The following is a 14,348-nucleotide window of genomic DNA, read 5'->3' as shown; positions in this document are numbered from 1 at the left end:
CCTGGCTGGCTTCGCCGGTTCGGGTGGGGCCGGGCGCGCGCCGGGGCGTCTCCTCGGGCGCCGAACGTGACGGGGGGTCGGAGGGCCGAGCCCCGTTGCGTTCGACGCCCTGCGGGGAGCGCCCCGACACACACCCGACCCGTCTGCTTCAGCCCCTCCGGCGTTTGAGGAGCGGGTCCGGGCGGAGCCCGGCGGGGTCCGGGGCGGAGCCCCGGTAGTGGCGCCGCACCCGGCCTGGGCTACGCGTCCACCGGTTCGCGGGTGCGGGTGCCGCCCGCGGTGCCGGTGTTGGGGGTGCCCGTCGGCTCGAACAGCAGGATGGCCGCCTCCTCGTCCGCCGCCGGGCAGTGCTCCACCCCGCGCGGGACGACGTACATCTCGCCGGGGCCGAGCACCACGTCCCCGTCGCGCAGGCGGATCGTCAGGGTGCCGCTGACCACCAGGAAGAGCTCGTCGGTGTCCTCGTGGCTGTGCCACACGAACTCGCCCTGCAGTTTGGCTGCCTTGACCTCGTAGTCGTTGACGCGGGCGATGCGGTGCGGGGCCCACTGCTCGGTGAATCCGGCCAGTTTCTCGGCGATGTTGACCTTGTGTGTCGTCATGCGGGCAGCCTGCCGGAGCGAAGGCGGGCGGTCTTGTACGTTCCTGACATGCCCGCGATACGTCCGCGCAGCACCGTCTCCGCCTGGCAGCCGCCGGTCCCGGGGATCGCCGAGGTCTTCCATGCCCGGTTCACCGACCACGCCTATCCGGCGCACGTGCACGACACCTGGACGCTGATGATCCTGGACGGCGGGCGGGTCGACTTCGCGCTGGACCGCGAGCGGCACGGTGTCGGGGTCCGGGACGCCGTGATCCTGCTGCCGCCGGGGGTGGTCCACGACGGGCGGACCGTCACCGAGGCCGGCTTCCGCAAGCGCAACCTCTACCTCGACGCCTCCGTCCTGCCCGAGAGCCTCACCGGGGCCGCCGTCGACGCCCCGCTGCTGTTCGATGCCGTGCTGCGGGAGCGCGTCCACGGGCTGCACCGGGCGCTCGGCTCGCGGGAGCTGCCGGCAGGGGCGGTCGAGCGGCTGGAGGCGGAGTCGCGGCTGGCCTTCGTACGGGAGCGGCTGCACCGGTGGCTCGCGGGGCGCGCGCCGGCGGCGTACGGGGCGCCGGGTGCGGGGCTCGCCGTACGGCTGCGCGAGCTGCTCGACGCGCGCGTGACCGAGGGGCTCGGCCTGGAGGAGGCCTCGGCGGAGCTGGGGCACGTCCACCCCACCCACCTGATCCGGAGCTTCCGGACGGCGTACGGGCTGCCCCCGCACGCCTACCTCACCGGGCGGCGGGTGGCGCTGGCGCGGCGGCTGCTGCTGGTGGGGATGCGGCCGGCCGAGGCGGCGACGGCCGCGGGCTTCTACGACCAGGCGCACCTGACACGGCACTTCGGGCGGCACGTGGGGATCAGCCCGGCGCGGTTCGCCCGATCCGGCCGGATGTGAAGGGGAGTTGGCCGGTTCGTTGCCATCGTGTGGCACGCCTTCCTCTTTCTTTCGATCCGGCATATGACGGTTCGGAAGTCGAATCGTGTCCGCCGAACCAGGAGGAAGGCCTTCATGCGCCTTCGTACGCTCGCCACCACCGCGGCAGCCGCCGCCGCGCTCTCCGGCATGCTCGTGCCGCCCGCCGTCGCGGCCCCGAAGGAGGACCGGTCCTGCTCGCCGTACCTCTCCGTCGCGGGCTATTCCGACGCGCTCGACAAGACCACGCTCGACGGAGGCCTCGTCGGGGGCATCTCGGGCCTCGCCGTCGACAAGGACGGCACGGTCGCCGCGGTCTCCGACCGGTCGGTGCTCTACTCGCTGAAGGTGGGGCGCGGGGACACCCCGGCCGCCCGTGCCACCGCGCGGCTCCCGCTCACGGACGGGGCCTGGAAGGCCGTCGACTCGGAGGGCGTCGTCGTCGACCGGGACGGGTCCTACCTGGTCGCCGACGAGTTCGCCCTCGCGATCCGCCGGTACGGCAGGGACGGGAAGGTGCTGGGCGCGCTCCCGGTCCCGGACGCCTTCCGGCTCGCGCCGCAGGGGCGGGCCGCCGCGAACCAGACCTTCGAGTCGCTGACGCTGCTGCCCGGCGGGCACACGCTGGTCGCGGGCGTCGAGGGGCCGCTGGCCGGCGACGGCAAGGACGCGCAGGGGCGCACCCTCCAGCGGATCCAGACCTGGGAGCGGGGCCGGAGCGGCGAGTTCCGGCTGGGGCGCCAGTACGCCTACCCGGTCGACGCCGGGCACGGCCTCGTCGAGCTCGCGCCGACCCGCGACGGCCGGCTGATCGTCCTGGAGCGGGGCTTCACCCAGCAGTTCAAGATCACCGCACGGCTGTACCTCGCCGACCCCCTGGGCGCGACGGACACCTCGGAGGTGGAGGCGCTGACCGAGGGGCCGCGGCTGCGGGTCGCCCGCAAGACCGCGCTCGGGGACCTCGACGCCTGCCCGACCCTCGGGGCGCCGTCGAAGCTCCCGCAGAACCACCCGCTGGTGGACAACGCCGAGGGCATGGTGGTGACCGACCACGCCGGTCCCGGGCGGGTACGGCTGCTGCTGGTCAGCGACGACAACGAGCTCGCGCAGCAGGTGACGCGGCTGTACCGGATGGACGTCCTGCTGCCGGCGCGCCGGAGTTCCTAGCCCTGCTCCCGGGCGACGATGCCGCGGGCGACCCCCAGGGCCACCAGGTCCTGGGGGCGGATGCGGAGTTGGTCCGCGGTGGCCGGGGCGGCCGACGGGGGGCGCTTGAGGATGGCCGCCGCCAGTTCCGGGGCGATGACCGAGAAGTAGCTGTCCGGGGTGACCCAGGTGTTGCCCGGCGCGGCCAGGGCGAGGGCGCCGCCCGAACCGCCCTCGCCGATCAGCAGGGTGGTGACGGGGACGGAGGCACCGGCCAGCGCCGCGAAGGTGTCCGCGATGGCCGCGCCCGCGCCCGCGTGCTCGGCGGCGGCGTCGTTGGCCGCGCCCGGGGTGTCCACCAGGGTGAGCACGGGGATGCCGAGCCGGTCCGCGAGGCGGATGACGCGGGCGGCCGTACGGTAGCCCGCCGGGCGGGTCGCGGTGCCGCACTGGGCGGCGTAGGCGACGGCCCGGCCCTCCCGCAGCCCGAATCCGCACAGCATGCCGGGGTCGGTGCCGCCCGCCCGGTCCCCGGAGAGGTGCAGGCGCAGCTCGAAGTAGGCGTCCAGGTACGCCTCGGCGCGTGGCCGGTCCGGGTGGCGGGCCTGACGGACGGCGTCCCAGCCGGTGGCCGGAGGCCGTACGTCGGCCAGCGCGGCCGGGGGCTCGACGGGCCCGGCCGGCCGGGGCGCGGCCAGCACGCGGAGCCAGTCGGCGAGGGTGCCGGGCAGGTGCGCGGCGGGGACCACGGCGTCCACGTGGCCTGCGGCGTACTGGCCTTCGGCGCAGTAGGCCGCCGGATCCGCGTCCGCCGGGCGCACCCGGGAGCCGGCGAAGCCGACCTGGGCACCGGGCAGCGCGAGGACGACGTCGGCCCCGGCCCCGAGGGTGGCCCAGCCGCCGCCGGTGGTCGGATCGCGCAGGACGGCCAGCTGGGGGAGGCCCGCGGCCCGCGTCAGGACGCTCTGCCGGGCCACGCGCTGGAGCTGGGTCAGCGCGAGCATCCCCTCCTGCATGCGGGAGCCGCCGGTGGCGATGAGCGAGACGAGGGGGAGGCGGTGGGCGCGGGCGTGGGCGTACGCGGCTTCGAGCCGGTCTCCGGTGCGTTCGCCGAGGGATCCGCCGAGGAAGCCGAACTCGAAGGAGACGACCGTGGCTTCGCGGCCGCCGATGCGGGCGGTGCCGACGACGACGGACTCCTGCTCGCCCGTACGGCCGGCGGCGCGGGCGCGGGAGTCGTCGTAGCCGGTCCAGGCCAGGGGCCCGTCGGCGGGGGACTCCCGCCGGGGGGCGGGGAGTTCGGCGAAGCTGCCGGGGTCGGTCACGGAGGCGATGGCCGCGCGGGCCGAGAGGCGGGTCGTCGTCACGGGGTCACCCTAGGGGGTGCGCTGCCGGGCTGCCCGGGCGTTGCGCAGGGGCAGGGGGGAGTCCAGGGGCCGGGCCGCGGCCCGGGCCGGGGGGAAAAAGGCCGCGGACCCGAGCCGTCCCTCAGTGCTCCCCGGCCGTCTCCCCGGATCGCCCTTACCCGAGGGACGGCAGGGGGAAGGCGATCTTCAGGGCGTAGGCGGCGACCAGGCCGTAGCCGAGGCGGAAGGTCCAGACGCGGGCGGTGTCGGAGATGCGGGTGCCGGCGAGCGAGCCGAGGACGACGAGGGTCTGCTGCCAGAGGAGCGAGGCCGCGCCGACGCCGAGGAGGAAGGCGGCTCCGGCCGGGCCGGAGCCGAGGGTGGCGCCCTGGGCAGTGGTGAGGGCGGCGAAGTAGAGGGCGGTGGTGGGGTTGAGGGCGGTGAGGCCGACGTAGCGTGCGAATGCCCTGGCCGCGGGACGCGTGCCGGTGCGGGTTCCCGGGCCGGGTGCGGCGCCGCTGTCGGGGCTCCGCCCCGGTCCCCGCGCCTCAAGCGCCGGCGGGGCTGGGGGTGGCGGCGGGGCTGAGAGTGCCGGCCGGGCCGAGGAGGAGAGGCCGCGGGCCGCGATGGTCAGGAGGATGGCGGCCGAGGCCAGGCGGACCCAGGCCTCCACCGGGGAGACGTGGGAGGCCACCCATGGGCCGAGGGCGGTGGCGAGGGCCGCGTAGCCGAGGTCGACCACGGCGATGCCGGCGGCCGCGGCCATCGCCGTACGGCGGTGCCGCATGGCCTCCTGGAGAAGCAGTACGCTCATCGCCCCCATCGGCATCGCCACGCCCAGGCCCGCGACCGCGCCCGCCAGGGCCGGTGTCATCAGTTCGCTCATAGGGGGAGGGTCGGCCCAGGACCCCGAGGGATGCGCGCGAATACCGGGCCCGACTGCGAGAATCTCGGTATGGACCGCCTCGACAGGGAAATCCTCGGCATCCTGCAGCAGGATGCGCGGATCTCGTACCGGGACCTCGGCGTCCGCGTCGGCCTCAGCGCCAACGCCACCGCCGACCGGGTGCGGAGGATGCGCCGGGAGGGGGTGATCCGAGGGTTCACCGTCGTGGTGGATCCGGCTGCCGACACCGCCGGCGGGCTCGTCGTCTTCATCGACGTCACCCTGCGCCAGGACACGACCAACGAGGAGTTCGAGCGGCAGGTCGCCAAGCTCCCCGGGATCACCGAGGCCGTGCACGTGACCGGCGAGCACGACTACCTCGTACGCGCCCGGGCCGCCGACCCCGCCGCCCTCGACGGGCTGCTCCGCCGGCTGAAACGGGAGGCGGGCGTGGCCCAGTCCAACACCCGGCTCGCCCTCCGCGCCGCCAAGCGCCCCGGCCAGACGTAGGCCCCGCCCCCGCCCCGCCGCCCGGCCGCCTACAGCGCCGACTCCCACGTCACCGACGTGCCGGGCGGGCCCGACTCCGTACGGCCGTCGTCCGCGACCGTCAGGCGGACCCGGGACGGGGTCGCGTCCACCACCACCTCGATGGAGGTGACCCCGCTGCGCCGGTGCGCCGCGGCCAGGGCGGTGCGCAGGGCGGCCAGCAGGTCGGCCGCGACCGGGTCCGGCAGCAGGGCGTCCACCGCGCCCGCGAAGTGCACCGACGGCTGGAAGCCGAGCACGACGGCCGCCCCGCCCGTCTCCCGCAGGACCCGCCCCCGGAAGGTGGTCGGGGCTTCGGTCGGCGGCTGCTGGAGGGCGAAGATGGCAGTGCGGACCTCCTGGATGGTGGAGTCCAGTTCGTCCACGGCGTGGCCGAGTTCGTCGCCGACCGTGTCTTCGGACGGGGCGTTCGCGGCGCGCCGCCGGGTGCTCTCCAGCATCATCTCGGTGGCGAAGAGCCGCTGGACCACAAGGTCGTGCAGGTCCCGCGCGATCCGGTCGCGGTCCTCGTACACGGCGAGCTGCTCCCGGTCGTGCTGGGCGTCCGCGAGGACGAGGGCCAGCGCGGCCTGGGAGGCGAACTGCGAGGCGAGCAGCCGGTCCACCGCGTCGTACGGAGGGCCGCCCCGGGCGCGCGGCAGGGCCAGGGTGCCGATCAGCTGGCCGCCGCTCTGCAGGGGGAGCATCATGCTCGGGCCGAAACGTTCCCGCACGTGCGTGGTCATCCGGGGGTCCGTGGCCGAGTCCTCGATGAAGACCGGCTCGCCGCCGAGGAGTTGCGTGAGGACCGGGCTGCCGGGGGCGATCGCGGTGCCGACCAGGTCACCGGGGTCCCCGTGGGTGGAGGCGGCCACGATCTCCATGCCGCCCTCGGGGGTCGGCTGGAGCACCACGCCGGCCGCGGCGTCCGCGAGCAGCCGGGCCCGTTCGGCCACGCACATCAGGGCGTCGGCCGCGGGACGTCCGGCCAGCAGGGTCGTGGTCACCGCGGCGGCGCCGTCGATCCAGCGCTCCCGGCGGCGCGCGGTCTCGTACAGCCGGGCGTTGCCGATCGCTATGCCCGCCTGCGAGGCCAGCACCCGCAGCAGGGCGAGGTCCTCGTCCGTGAACGGGCCGCCGCCGCTCTTCTCGGTGAGGTAGAGATTGCCGAAGACCTCCGTGTGCACCCGGATCGGAACGCCCAGGAAGCTGTGCATGGGAGGGTGCCCCGGCGGGAAGCCGGCCGCCCGGGGGTCCCGGGTGAGGTCGTCCAGAAGGAGCGGGCGCGGGTCCCGGATGAGGACTCCGAGCAGCCCGGAGCGCCCGTCCGGCAGGCGGGGGATCGCTGCCCGCTCCGCCTCGGTCAGACCGGCGGTGAACAGTTCGGTCAGCCGGGCGCGCTCGGGGTCGACGACCCCGAGCGCGCCGTACCGCGCCGAGCACAGCTCGGTCGCCGAGTCCACGATGTGCTGGAGGGTGGCGTGCAGTTCCAGCTCGGAGCCGACGCTGAGGACGGCCTCCAGCAGCACCGGGAGGCTCGTGCCCTCCTCGTCGAACTCCTCGTCGAGCTCCGTGGCGAGCTCCGTGCCGAACTCCGCGTCGAACTTCTCGGCGCGATTCCTTCCCGGCCTGGCGCCGGGGCCTTCCTCGGGCTCCTGCCCGGAGTCCGTCATTCGGCCAGCGGGTTGAGAACCATGGGGGCGATCTTCCCTTCGAGCATCGCGCCGAGACCGAGTACGGCGCACACGTCCGGCCGTTCCGCGATGGCGACGGGCATTCCGGTGGCGTCCCGCAGCATCTGGTCCAGGCCCGGCAGCAGGGCGCTGCCGCCCACCATCATGATCCCCCGGTCCGTCAGGTCCGCGACCAGGTCCGGCGGGCAGTCCCGCAGCACCTTGCCGATGCCGTCGAGGACGGCGGTCAGCGGCGTGTGGATGGCGTCCCGTACGGCGGCGGTGTCCACGTGGACCGAACGGGCCAGTCCGGTGGCCACGTCGCGGCCGTGGATCAGGGTGGAGGCCGGTCCCTCGGCGGTGATGCCGTTGCCGTGCAGGGCCAGTTGGAGCGGCCGGACGGCCTGGCTGGGCAGCATCAGCTCGTGGGCGTGCCGCAGGTGCTGGACGACCGCGTGGTCGATGGCCTCGCCGCCGACCGGGATCCGCTCCGCGGTGACGATCGAGCCGAGGGAGAGGACGGCGACCTGGGTGGCCGCGGCCCCGCACACCATGATCATCGTCGCGGTCGGCTGCTCCACGGGCAGTCCGCAGCCGACGGCCGCCGCGATCAGGGTGTCGACCAGTTCGACGCGGCGGGCGCCGAGCCCGACGAGGGTTTCCACGGTGGCCCGCTGGGCCAGCGGGTCCGCGTCGTGCGGGGTGCAGGCGGCGGCCCGCAGCCGGGGCTTGCGGCGCAGGGCGCGCCGCAGCTTCTCGCCGAGGAGGTGACGCAGCATCCGCTGGGCCATCTCGATGTCGACGACGGTGCCGCCGGAGACGGGGCGTACGACCCGGATGTAGTCGGGCGTGCGGCCGGTCATCCGCTCGGCGAAGGTGCCGACGGCGATGAGTGCGCCGGTGCGCGTGTTGACCGCGGCGACGCTGGGCTCGTCGACCACGAGGCCGGCGCCCTTCACGTACACGCGGGTCCTTGCCGCCCCCAGGTCGACGGCGACGTGGCAGCGGCGCAACTGCTCAAGACTGACGGTCACGGCAGATCCTCCCGAGAGCGCTGACGCAAGAGGACCGGCGGAAATGCCGGTCACTTTTCATATCATCTCGGACATTTGGGTCTAACCGCCCGTTGGGCTGCTCCGGCCGGGGGTGCGGCGCGCCTGCATGGGGGTGGATTTCTGTACCGACAGGCAGCACCATGCCCGCACCGCACGCGCTACTCACGCGTAACAAGGTAAAGGGGAGCCGATGCTGACGGCCCGACAGAGACTGCTGGCACTCCTGACGCTCTGCCTGGCGCTGGCGGCGCCGATCTCGGCCCATGCCGCCGACCGGGTCCCGGCCTCCACCTCTGACCAGGCGTCATCGCGCAATCCGGTGATCTTCGTGCACGGCTACAACGCCGATCCCGGCGTCTGGGGAGCCCTGCGCGGGGACCTGCGCGCCGCCGGGTACGCCGACTCCGAGCTCTTCTCCTGGGGCTACGACACCCACCAGTCCGTCAACGAGGTCCTCGCCGGGCGGCTCGGCGCCTACGTCGACCAGGTCCGCCGGGACGCCGGAGCCGCCCGCGTCGACGTGGTCGCGCACTCCTTCGGCTCGCTCGTGAGCCGCTGGTACGTGAAGTTCGGCGGCGGCACGGCCACCGTGGACCACTGGGTGTCGCTCGCCGGCCCCAACCGGGGCACCTCCACCGCGTGGGCCTGCGCCCTGTGGGACCAGGCCTGCCGGGACATGACCCCCGGGTCGTACGTGGTGAAGAACCTGAACGGCGGGGACGAGACCCCGGGCGCGGTGAAGTACGCGACCTTCTGGTCCAACTGCGACGAGGTGGTCAACCCGGACGACAGCGTCCCGCTCGCCGGGGCCGCCAACACGCCGGTCGGCTGCCTCAAGCACAACGACCTGCTCGGCGACGACGGCACCTCGGCGGGCGTCCGCGCCTTCCTCGCCTCCTAGGCCGGGCTCAGGCGCCGTCCACCGCGACCCGCTGGAGCAGGCCGTACGTGAACTCCGCCACGCACGGCCTGCCCCGCGCGGCGAAGGCGAGGCGCCAGCGGGTCGGGGCGGTGCCCTCCATCGGCCGGACCGGGGCGAAGGCCCGCGCCACCTCGTCCACCGTCGCCGACCAGGGCCGCAGGTCGTCCGGCGACTCCAGTACGGGCCCCCGCGCGCCCGGGGCGCGCACCAGCCACTCGTTCCACACCGCCCCGTCCGGCGCGGCCAGCACCTCGAAGCGCAGGTCCGGCCAGAGCGGCAGCGGCCACAGCAGGGCCTCGCACTCCAGGTCGCCGATCGTGCGGCGCTCGGCGGACTCCGGCGGGCCGAGCACCGAGCGGTACCGGGCCAGGGCGCCGCGGGAGCGCGGCGACCTGACCATCGCCTGCCAGTGCTTGTTGGCCTCCCGCTGGTCCGCGAGCGAGGCGCCGAGCCGGCGGCGGGCCTCGTCGGCGAGTTCCGGCTGGAAATCCGACATCCGCCGCAACAGCACCAACTGGAAGGCGGTGGGACCGAAGGAAGTCATGGAAGGAACGATTCCACACAGGATCCTTACGTTCTCGGAATGCGGATGTTGCCGCCCACCACGTAGCCTGCGGGCGCCATGAACTACTGCCACGCATGCCGGAGGCACCTCAACGGCGCACTGGCGTGCGCCGGATGCGGAACGCCCGCCGAGTACCTGATACCCGCCGCGCCCACCGCCGCGCAGGCCGCCCCCGTGGCGCCCGCACCGGAGCCGCCGCCGGCGCTGGCCGATGTGTTCGCCGACTCGCTGGTCGTGCTGTCCGCCCCGAACGAGCGCAGGCCGGGCGCGCGCCGCCGGGTCACGCACCGCAGACGCCGCCGGACCGTACTGACCATCGGGCTCGGCCTGGCGGTCGCGCTCGGGGGCTCGCTGGCCGTGGCCCACATCGCCACCGACGGGCAGCGCACCGACCGGGCCGCCACCGTGGTGCTGACCGACGACGGCCCGCAGCAGCCCGCCCCGCTGCCGGACGCGCCGACGGCCGGTGCGCCCACGGGGTCCGGGAAGGCCACCGCGAAGGCCGCCCCCGCGGGCACGAAGAAGTCCGGCTCCGGGGCGCCCTCCGGGGGCGTCACGCAGCCGGGTCCGAGCCCGTCCGCCCCCGCCCCCGCGACCTCGGGTCCGGCGTCCGGTTCCCCCGGCCCGGGGGGATCCGTACAGCCCAGTGCGTCGGGCAGGCCCTCCCAGAGCATCTCCGGCACCGCGCAGACGCCGCCGCCCCCGGTCCCGCCGAAGCCCACGCCCACGCCGACCAAGGACTGCGGCTTCCTGGGCATGCTCTGCTGGGGCGACTGACCAGGGCGCGTCCTGCCTCTACCCGTCGAGCATCCGCTTGAGCAGGTCCCGCAGCATCGCCCGCTCCGCCGGGGACAGTCCGGCCAGCGGTTCGCGCGCGAACTCCAGCGACTCGCGCAGCCGCTCCGCGGTCTGCAGCCCCTCCTCGGTGGGGGCGGCCATCTTGACCCGCCGGTCGGCCGGGTCCGGGCGGCGCTCGACCAGGCCGCGGGTCTCCAGCCGGTCGACGATCCCGGTCACGTTCGAGGGCTCGCACCTCAGCTTCTGGGCGATGCGGCGCATCGGCGTCGGCTCCAGGGAGAGCATGTTCAGCACCTTGGCCTGCGCGCCGGTCAGCTGGTGGCTGGCGGCCGCGTGCTCGTACTCCATGTGGTAGCGGGCCACGACGTCGCCGATGAGCTCGACGACCTCGACGGTCACTGGGTCTATGCGACGACTGGGCATGGAACCAGCGTACCCATTTACTTGACAACATGAAATATCCAGGCGCATGGTTGTTTCACCTAGTGAAGCAATTTCGTTCTTACCAGGAGCGCCGCATGTCTGAGATTCCCGCCGTGAGCCGCGAGTGGCACCTCGTCCGTCGCCCGCAGGGCTGGCCCGTAGCCGAGGACTTCGCCCTGCGCGAGGCCCCCGTGTCCGCCGAGCCCGCCGCCGGCCGGATCCTCGTCCGCAACCTCCACATGTCCGTGGACCCCTACATGCGCGGCCGGATGAACGACGTGAAGTCCTACGTCCCGCCGTTCCAGCTGGACGAGCCGATGCAGGGCGGCGCCGTCGGTGAGGTCGTCGCCTCCGCCGCCGAGGGCTTCGCCGTCGGCGACCACGTGCTGCACCACCTGGGCTGGCGCGAGTACGCGGAGCTCGACGCGAAGTTCGCCACCAAGGTGGACGCCTCGCTCGCCCCGCTCTCCGCCTACCTCGGCGTCCTCGGCATGCCGGGCCTGACCGCCTACGCCGGCCTCTTCGAGGTCGCCTCCTTCAAGGAGGGCGACGCCGTCTTCGTCTCCGGCGCGGCCGGTGCCGTCGGCAGCCTCGTCGGCCAGTTCGCCAAGATCAAGGGCGCCTCCCGGGTCATCGGCTCCGCCGGCTCGGACGAGAAGGTGACGCTGCTCACAGAGAAGTACGGCTTCGACGCCGCCTTCAACTACAAGAACGGCCCCGTCGCCGAGCAGCTGCGCAACGCCGCCCCCGACGGCATCGACGTCTACTTCGACAACGTCGGCGGTGACCACCTCGAGGCCGCCATCTCCTCCCTGAACGTGAACGGCCGGGCCACCCTGTGCGGCGCGATCGCCGGCTACAACGACACCGAGGCCGCCCCCGGCCCGCGCAACCTGATGCAGGTCATCGGCAAGCGGCTGCGGCTCCAGGGCATCCTCGTCAACGACCACGCCGGCCTGCAGCCGCAGTTCGTCCAGGACGTCGCCGGATGGCTGCGTTCCGGTGAGCTCCGGTACGACGAGACGGTCGTCGAGGGCGTCGAGAACGCGGCGTCGGCCTTCCTCGGCATGCTGCGCGGCGAGAACACCGGAAAGATGATCGTTTCTTTCACCGGTTAGGCTCACTGCACACCGTCGTGACCGTGGGCGCGAGTCGCGGCGATTACCAGGAGGATTTCCTTACATGTCCATCCAGCAGTCCGACGTCGCGTACACCGCCGTAGCCACCGCCGAGAACGGCCGTGACGGTCGCGTCGCCACCAACGACGGCCAGCTCGACGTCGTCGTGAACCCGCCGAAGGAGCTCGGCGGCAGCGGTGCCGGCACCAACCCGGAGCAGCTGTTCGCCGCCGGCTACAGCGCCTGCTTCCAGGGCGCCCTGGGTGTCGTCGCCAAGAACGTGAACGCCGACATCTCCGGCTCCACGGTCACCGCCGAGGTCGGCATCGGCAAGAACGACGAGGGCTTCGGCCTGATCGTCAAGATCTCCGCCGTGATCCCCAACGTGGACGCCGCCACCGCCAAGGACCTCATCGAGAAGGCCCACGAGGTCTGCCCGTACTCCAAGGCGACCCGCGGCAACATCACCGTCGAGCTCGCCGTCTGATCCGGCACCGCTCAGCGAAGGCCGCACCCCGTCAGGGGTGCGGCCTTCGCCGTACCCGGCAGCCTTAAACTGGCCCCATGCGCGATCTTGCGGGGGGCTTCCGGTATCTGCTGGCCGGACAGCGATGGGTGTTCCGGCACGGCCGGTGGCTCGGTTTCGGGCTGCTGCCCGGGCTCGTCTCGCTGGTCCTCTACGCCGGCGCGCTGATCGGCCTCGGCTACGGGGCCGACGACCTGACCGCCTGGGCCACCCCCTTCGCCGACGACTGGTCCAAGCCGTGGCTCGGGCTCTTCCGCGGCTTCCTGACCGCGCTGGTCTTCGGCCTCGGGCTCTTCCTCGCGGTGATCACCTTCACCGCCGTGACCCTGCTGATCGGCCAGCCCTTCTACGAGTCCCTCTCGGAGCAGGTCGACCGCAGCGAGGGCGGCGAGGTCCCGCAGTCCGGGCTGCCGCTGTGGCGGGAGCTGTGGATCTCGGCCCGGGACAGCGTGAAGGTGCTCGCACGGGTGCTGCTCTACGGGATCCTGCTCTTCGCCCTCGGTTTCATCCCGGTGATCGGGCAGACCGTGGTCCCCGCGCTCGGGTTCTGCGTCTCCGGGTACTTCCTGACCCAGGAGCTCACCGCCGTGGCCCTCCAGCGGCGCAAGGTGGACCTGCACCGGCGGCTGGAGCTGCTCCGGTCGCGGCGGATGCTGGTGCTCGGCTTCGGGGTGCCGCTCGTGCTGTCGTTCGTGGTGCCGCTGGTCGCGGTGTTCCTGATGCCGGGCGCGGTCGCCGGCGCCACGCTGATGGCGCGCGACCTCATGGCCGTCGACGAGACCCCGTCCGCCGAGGCGGCGCCGGGCGGCCCGGCCGCACCGCAGGCCCCGTCCGCCCCGGCGGGCTTCGGACCGCCGCCGCCCGCGTACTCGTAACCGCGCCCCACTCTCTGCTACCGCTTCAGCAGCAGGATGGCCCCGGTGGTGTCCTCCCCGCCGTACACGTCCGGGTCCGCGGCCAGCCGGCGCCGCAGCAGGTCCACGTACGGGGAGATCAGCTCGGTGCTGACGCCCTGCTCCTCGGCGGTGCGCAGCATGGTGCCGGTGCCCGTGACCTGCATGGCCAGGTTGGACACCACCCCCGAGGTGAAGTCCCGCGAGGTCAGCCGCTCGGCGGCGTTGCCGACGAAGAAGCCCATCGCCCCCAGCCACTCGGACAGCAGCGGAGCCAGGTCCTTCGGGGCAATGTCCTCGCCCTCGATCAGGGCGTAGGCGTGCGAGATGCCGGCGAACATCCCCCACATCGCGCTGAGCAGCGCCACGTCGTGCAGGGCGGCGTGACCGGCGTCCTCGCCGACGAAGCGGGCCCCGGCCGGGACCTCCAGGACCGCCCGGTGGGTGTCGAAGAGCGCGCGCGAGCCGCTGTAGAAGACGTATCCGCCGGCCTCGGGGGCCCCGATCATCGTCGGCGTGGCCATGATCCCGCCGTCCACGAACCGGGCCCCGCGCTCCTCGGCCCAGGCGGCCCGCGCCCGGCCCTCGGCCGGAGTGCCCGTGGTCAGGTTCACCACGTCCTTGCCGGTCAGGTCGATGCCGTCCAGGGCGGAGCCGACGGAGGCGTCGTCCAGCAGGCAGACCACGACGAGCCCGTTCGCGGCGACGGCCTCGGCCGGGCTCGCGGCGACGAGGGCCCCTTCGGCGGCCAGTGGCGCGGCCTTGGCGGCGGTGCGGTTCCAAACGGTGAGCCGGTGGCCGGCGGCGAGCCAGGTACGGGCGAGGGCGGTGCCCATGTCGCCGAGTCCGAGCAGGGTGAGCGAGTACCGAGGTGTGTTGTCAGTCATGGCGTTTAGCCTGCTGGCAGGCTGTGAGGCGCTCAAGTACGCACTTTGGAGTGGGTGGTTACCCCAAGGTGAGCGAACAG

The 14,348-nt window shown here is 73.8% G+C and carries 16 protein-coding genes; 8 read left to right on the top strand and 8 right to left on the bottom strand.

The window, feature by feature from the left end:
* Window positions 1-239: 239 nt before the first annotated feature.
* Window positions 240-602 (bottom strand): cupin domain-containing protein, encoded by a 363-nt coding sequence (locus OG472_RS16685; RefSeq protein WP_401601846.1) that lies wholly within the window; start codon window positions 600-602, stop codon window positions 240-242.
* Window positions 603-650: 48 nt separating this feature from the next.
* Here OG472_RS16685 and OG472_RS16680 point away from each other — a divergent pair, with 48 nt between their 5' ends.
* Together OG472_RS16680 and OG472_RS16675 are read left to right on the top strand one after the other, a co-directional pair.
* Window positions 651-1,484 (top strand): helix-turn-helix domain-containing protein, encoded by an 834-nt coding sequence (locus OG472_RS16680; protein WP_405830020.1) that lies wholly within the window; start codon window positions 651-653, stop codon window positions 1,482-1,484.
* 114 nt (window positions 1,485-1,598) lie between these two features.
* The gene (locus OG472_RS16675) at window positions 1,599-2,669 is read left to right on the top strand and encodes an esterase-like activity of phytase family protein (protein ID WP_405830018.1); all 1,071 of its coding nucleotides are present in this window, start codon (window positions 1,599-1,601) and stop codon (window positions 2,667-2,669) included.
* Here OG472_RS16675 and OG472_RS16670 read toward each other — a convergent pair.
* Complete coding sequence (locus OG472_RS16670; RefSeq protein ID WP_401601842.1) at window positions 2,666-4,015, bottom strand: carboxyl transferase domain-containing protein; 1,350 nt, start codon at window positions 4,013-4,015, stop codon at window positions 2,666-2,668. The genes OG472_RS16675 and OG472_RS16670 overlap by 4 nt on opposite strands.
* A gap of 154 nt (window positions 4,016-4,169) precedes the next feature.
* On the bottom strand, window positions 4,170-4,880 hold the full coding sequence (locus OG472_RS16665; RefSeq protein ID WP_405830016.1) for a LysE family transporter: 711 nt from the start codon (window positions 4,878-4,880) through the stop codon (window positions 4,170-4,172).
* A gap of 69 nt (window positions 4,881-4,949) precedes the next feature.
* Between OG472_RS16665 and OG472_RS16660 the strand changes: the two genes are divergently transcribed.
* Window positions 4,950-5,390 carry an Lrp/AsnC family transcriptional regulator gene (locus tag OG472_RS16660; RefSeq protein WP_383568405.1) on the top strand — a complete coding sequence of 147 codons (441 nt, stop codon included), beginning with the start codon at window positions 4,950-4,952 and terminating at the stop codon, window positions 5,388-5,390.
* A gap of 29 nt (window positions 5,391-5,419) precedes the next feature.
* On the opposite strand, the gene OG472_RS16655 is transcribed toward OG472_RS16660, so the two are convergent.
* Entirely contained in the window at window positions 5,420-7,081 is a 1,662-nt protein-coding gene (locus OG472_RS16655; RefSeq protein ID WP_401601838.1) for a GAF domain-containing protein, read from the bottom strand.
* Window positions 7,078-8,115, bottom strand: a complete 1,038-nt coding sequence (locus tag OG472_RS16650; protein ID WP_030711274.1) for a rod shape-determining protein — start codon at window positions 8,113-8,115, stop codon at window positions 7,078-7,080. Before OG472_RS16650 ends, OG472_RS16655 begins: the two co-directional genes overlap by 4 nt.
* A 211-nt stretch (window positions 8,116-8,326) precedes the next feature.
* Between OG472_RS16650 and OG472_RS16645 the strand changes: the two genes are divergently transcribed.
* A complete protein-coding gene (locus OG472_RS16645; protein WP_405830013.1) occupies window positions 8,327-9,037 on the top strand; it encodes an esterase/lipase family protein in 711 nt (236 codons plus the stop codon).
* Window positions 9,038-9,044: 7 nt separating this feature from the next.
* Here OG472_RS16645 and OG472_RS16640 read toward each other — a convergent pair whose 3' ends face one another.
* Window positions 9,045-9,602, bottom strand: coding sequence for a hypothetical protein (locus OG472_RS16640; RefSeq protein WP_401601833.1), 558 nt, complete (start codon window positions 9,600-9,602; stop codon window positions 9,045-9,047).
* A gap of 78 nt (window positions 9,603-9,680) precedes the next feature.
* On the opposite strand from OG472_RS16640, the gene OG472_RS16635 reads away from it, so the two are divergent.
* Window positions 9,681-10,400 (top strand): hypothetical protein, encoded by a 720-nt coding sequence (locus tag OG472_RS16635; protein ID WP_401601832.1) that lies wholly within the window; start codon window positions 9,681-9,683, stop codon window positions 10,398-10,400.
* Between the two features lie 18 nt (window positions 10,401-10,418).
* On the opposite strand, the gene OG472_RS16630 is transcribed toward OG472_RS16635, so the two are convergent.
* Window positions 10,419-10,844, bottom strand: coding sequence for a MarR family winged helix-turn-helix transcriptional regulator (locus OG472_RS16630; RefSeq protein WP_383568421.1), 426 nt, complete (start codon window positions 10,842-10,844; stop codon window positions 10,419-10,421).
* A gap of 95 nt (window positions 10,845-10,939) precedes the next feature.
* On the opposite strand from OG472_RS16630, the gene OG472_RS16625 reads away from it, so the two are divergent.
* The 3 genes from OG472_RS16625 (at window position 10,940) to OG472_RS16615 (ending at window position 13,363) form a co-directional block, all read left to right on the top strand.
* Entirely contained in the window at window positions 10,940-11,962 is a 1,023-nt protein-coding gene (locus tag OG472_RS16625; RefSeq protein WP_401601829.1) for an NADP-dependent oxidoreductase, read from the top strand.
* 64 nt (window positions 11,963-12,026) lie between these two features.
* Window positions 12,027-12,449: an organic hydroperoxide resistance protein gene (locus tag OG472_RS16620; protein WP_030011104.1), complete on the top strand. Its 423-nt coding sequence runs from the start codon at window positions 12,027-12,029 to the stop codon at window positions 12,447-12,449.
* Window positions 12,450-12,526: 77 nt separating this feature from the next.
* The gene (locus OG472_RS16615) at window positions 12,527-13,363 is read left to right on the top strand and encodes an EI24 domain-containing protein (RefSeq protein ID WP_405830010.1); all 837 of its coding nucleotides are present in this window, start codon (window positions 12,527-12,529) and stop codon (window positions 13,361-13,363) included.
* 17 nt (window positions 13,364-13,380) lie between these two features.
* Here OG472_RS16615 and OG472_RS16610 read toward each other — a convergent pair whose 3' ends face one another.
* Window positions 13,381-14,268, bottom strand: coding sequence for an NAD(P)-dependent oxidoreductase (locus OG472_RS16610; protein WP_405830008.1), 888 nt, complete (start codon window positions 14,266-14,268; stop codon window positions 13,381-13,383).
* Between the last annotated feature and the right edge of the window lie 80 nt (window positions 14,269-14,348).

It is taken from the genome of Streptomyces sp. NBC_00207, assembly GCF_045160965.1.
Lineage (GTDB): Bacteria > Actinomycetota > Actinomycetes > Streptomycetales > Streptomycetaceae > Streptomyces.
Note: the sequence above shows the minus strand (reverse complement) of the source record. Positions and strands in the feature narration are given on the sequence as shown.

Coding starts and splice junctions, on each gene's coding strand:
- OG472_RS16685 (WP_401601846.1), bottom strand. CDS start 602: ATGACGACACACAAGGTCAACATCGCCGAGAAACTGGCCGGATTCACC.
- OG472_RS16680 (WP_405830020.1), top strand. CDS start 651: ATGCCCGCGATACGTCCGCGCAGCACCGTCTCCGCCTGGCAGCCGCCG.
- OG472_RS16675 (WP_405830018.1), top strand. CDS start 1,599: ATGCGCCTTCGTACGCTCGCCACCACCGCGGCAGCCGCCGCCGCGCTC.
- OG472_RS16665 (WP_405830016.1), bottom strand. CDS start 4,880: ATGAGCGAACTGATGACACCGGCCCTGGCGGGCGCGGTCGCGGGCCTG.
- OG472_RS16660 (WP_383568405.1), top strand. CDS start 4,950: ATGGACCGCCTCGACAGGGAAATCCTCGGCATCCTGCAGCAGGATGCG.
- OG472_RS16655 (WP_401601838.1), bottom strand. CDS start 7,081: ATGACGGACTCCGGGCAGGAGCCCGAGGAAGGCCCCGGCGCCAGGCCG.
- OG472_RS16645 (WP_405830013.1), top strand. CDS start 8,327: ATGCTGACGGCCCGACAGAGACTGCTGGCACTCCTGACGCTCTGCCTG.
- OG472_RS16640 (WP_401601833.1), bottom strand. CDS start 9,602: ATGACTTCCTTCGGTCCCACCGCCTTCCAGTTGGTGCTGTTGCGGCGG.
- OG472_RS16635 (WP_401601832.1), top strand. CDS start 9,681: ATGAACTACTGCCACGCATGCCGGAGGCACCTCAACGGCGCACTGGCG.
- OG472_RS16630 (WP_383568421.1), bottom strand. CDS start 10,844: ATGCCCAGTCGTCGCATAGACCCAGTGACCGTCGAGGTCGTCGAGCTC.
- OG472_RS16625 (WP_401601829.1), top strand. CDS start 10,940: ATGTCTGAGATTCCCGCCGTGAGCCGCGAGTGGCACCTCGTCCGTCGC.
- OG472_RS16620 (WP_030011104.1), top strand. CDS start 12,027: ATGTCCATCCAGCAGTCCGACGTCGCGTACACCGCCGTAGCCACCGCC.
- OG472_RS16615 (WP_405830010.1), top strand. CDS start 12,527: ATGCGCGATCTTGCGGGGGGCTTCCGGTATCTGCTGGCCGGACAGCGA.
- OG472_RS16610 (WP_405830008.1), bottom strand. CDS start 14,268: ATGACTGACAACACACCTCGGTACTCGCTCACCCTGCTCGGACTCGGC.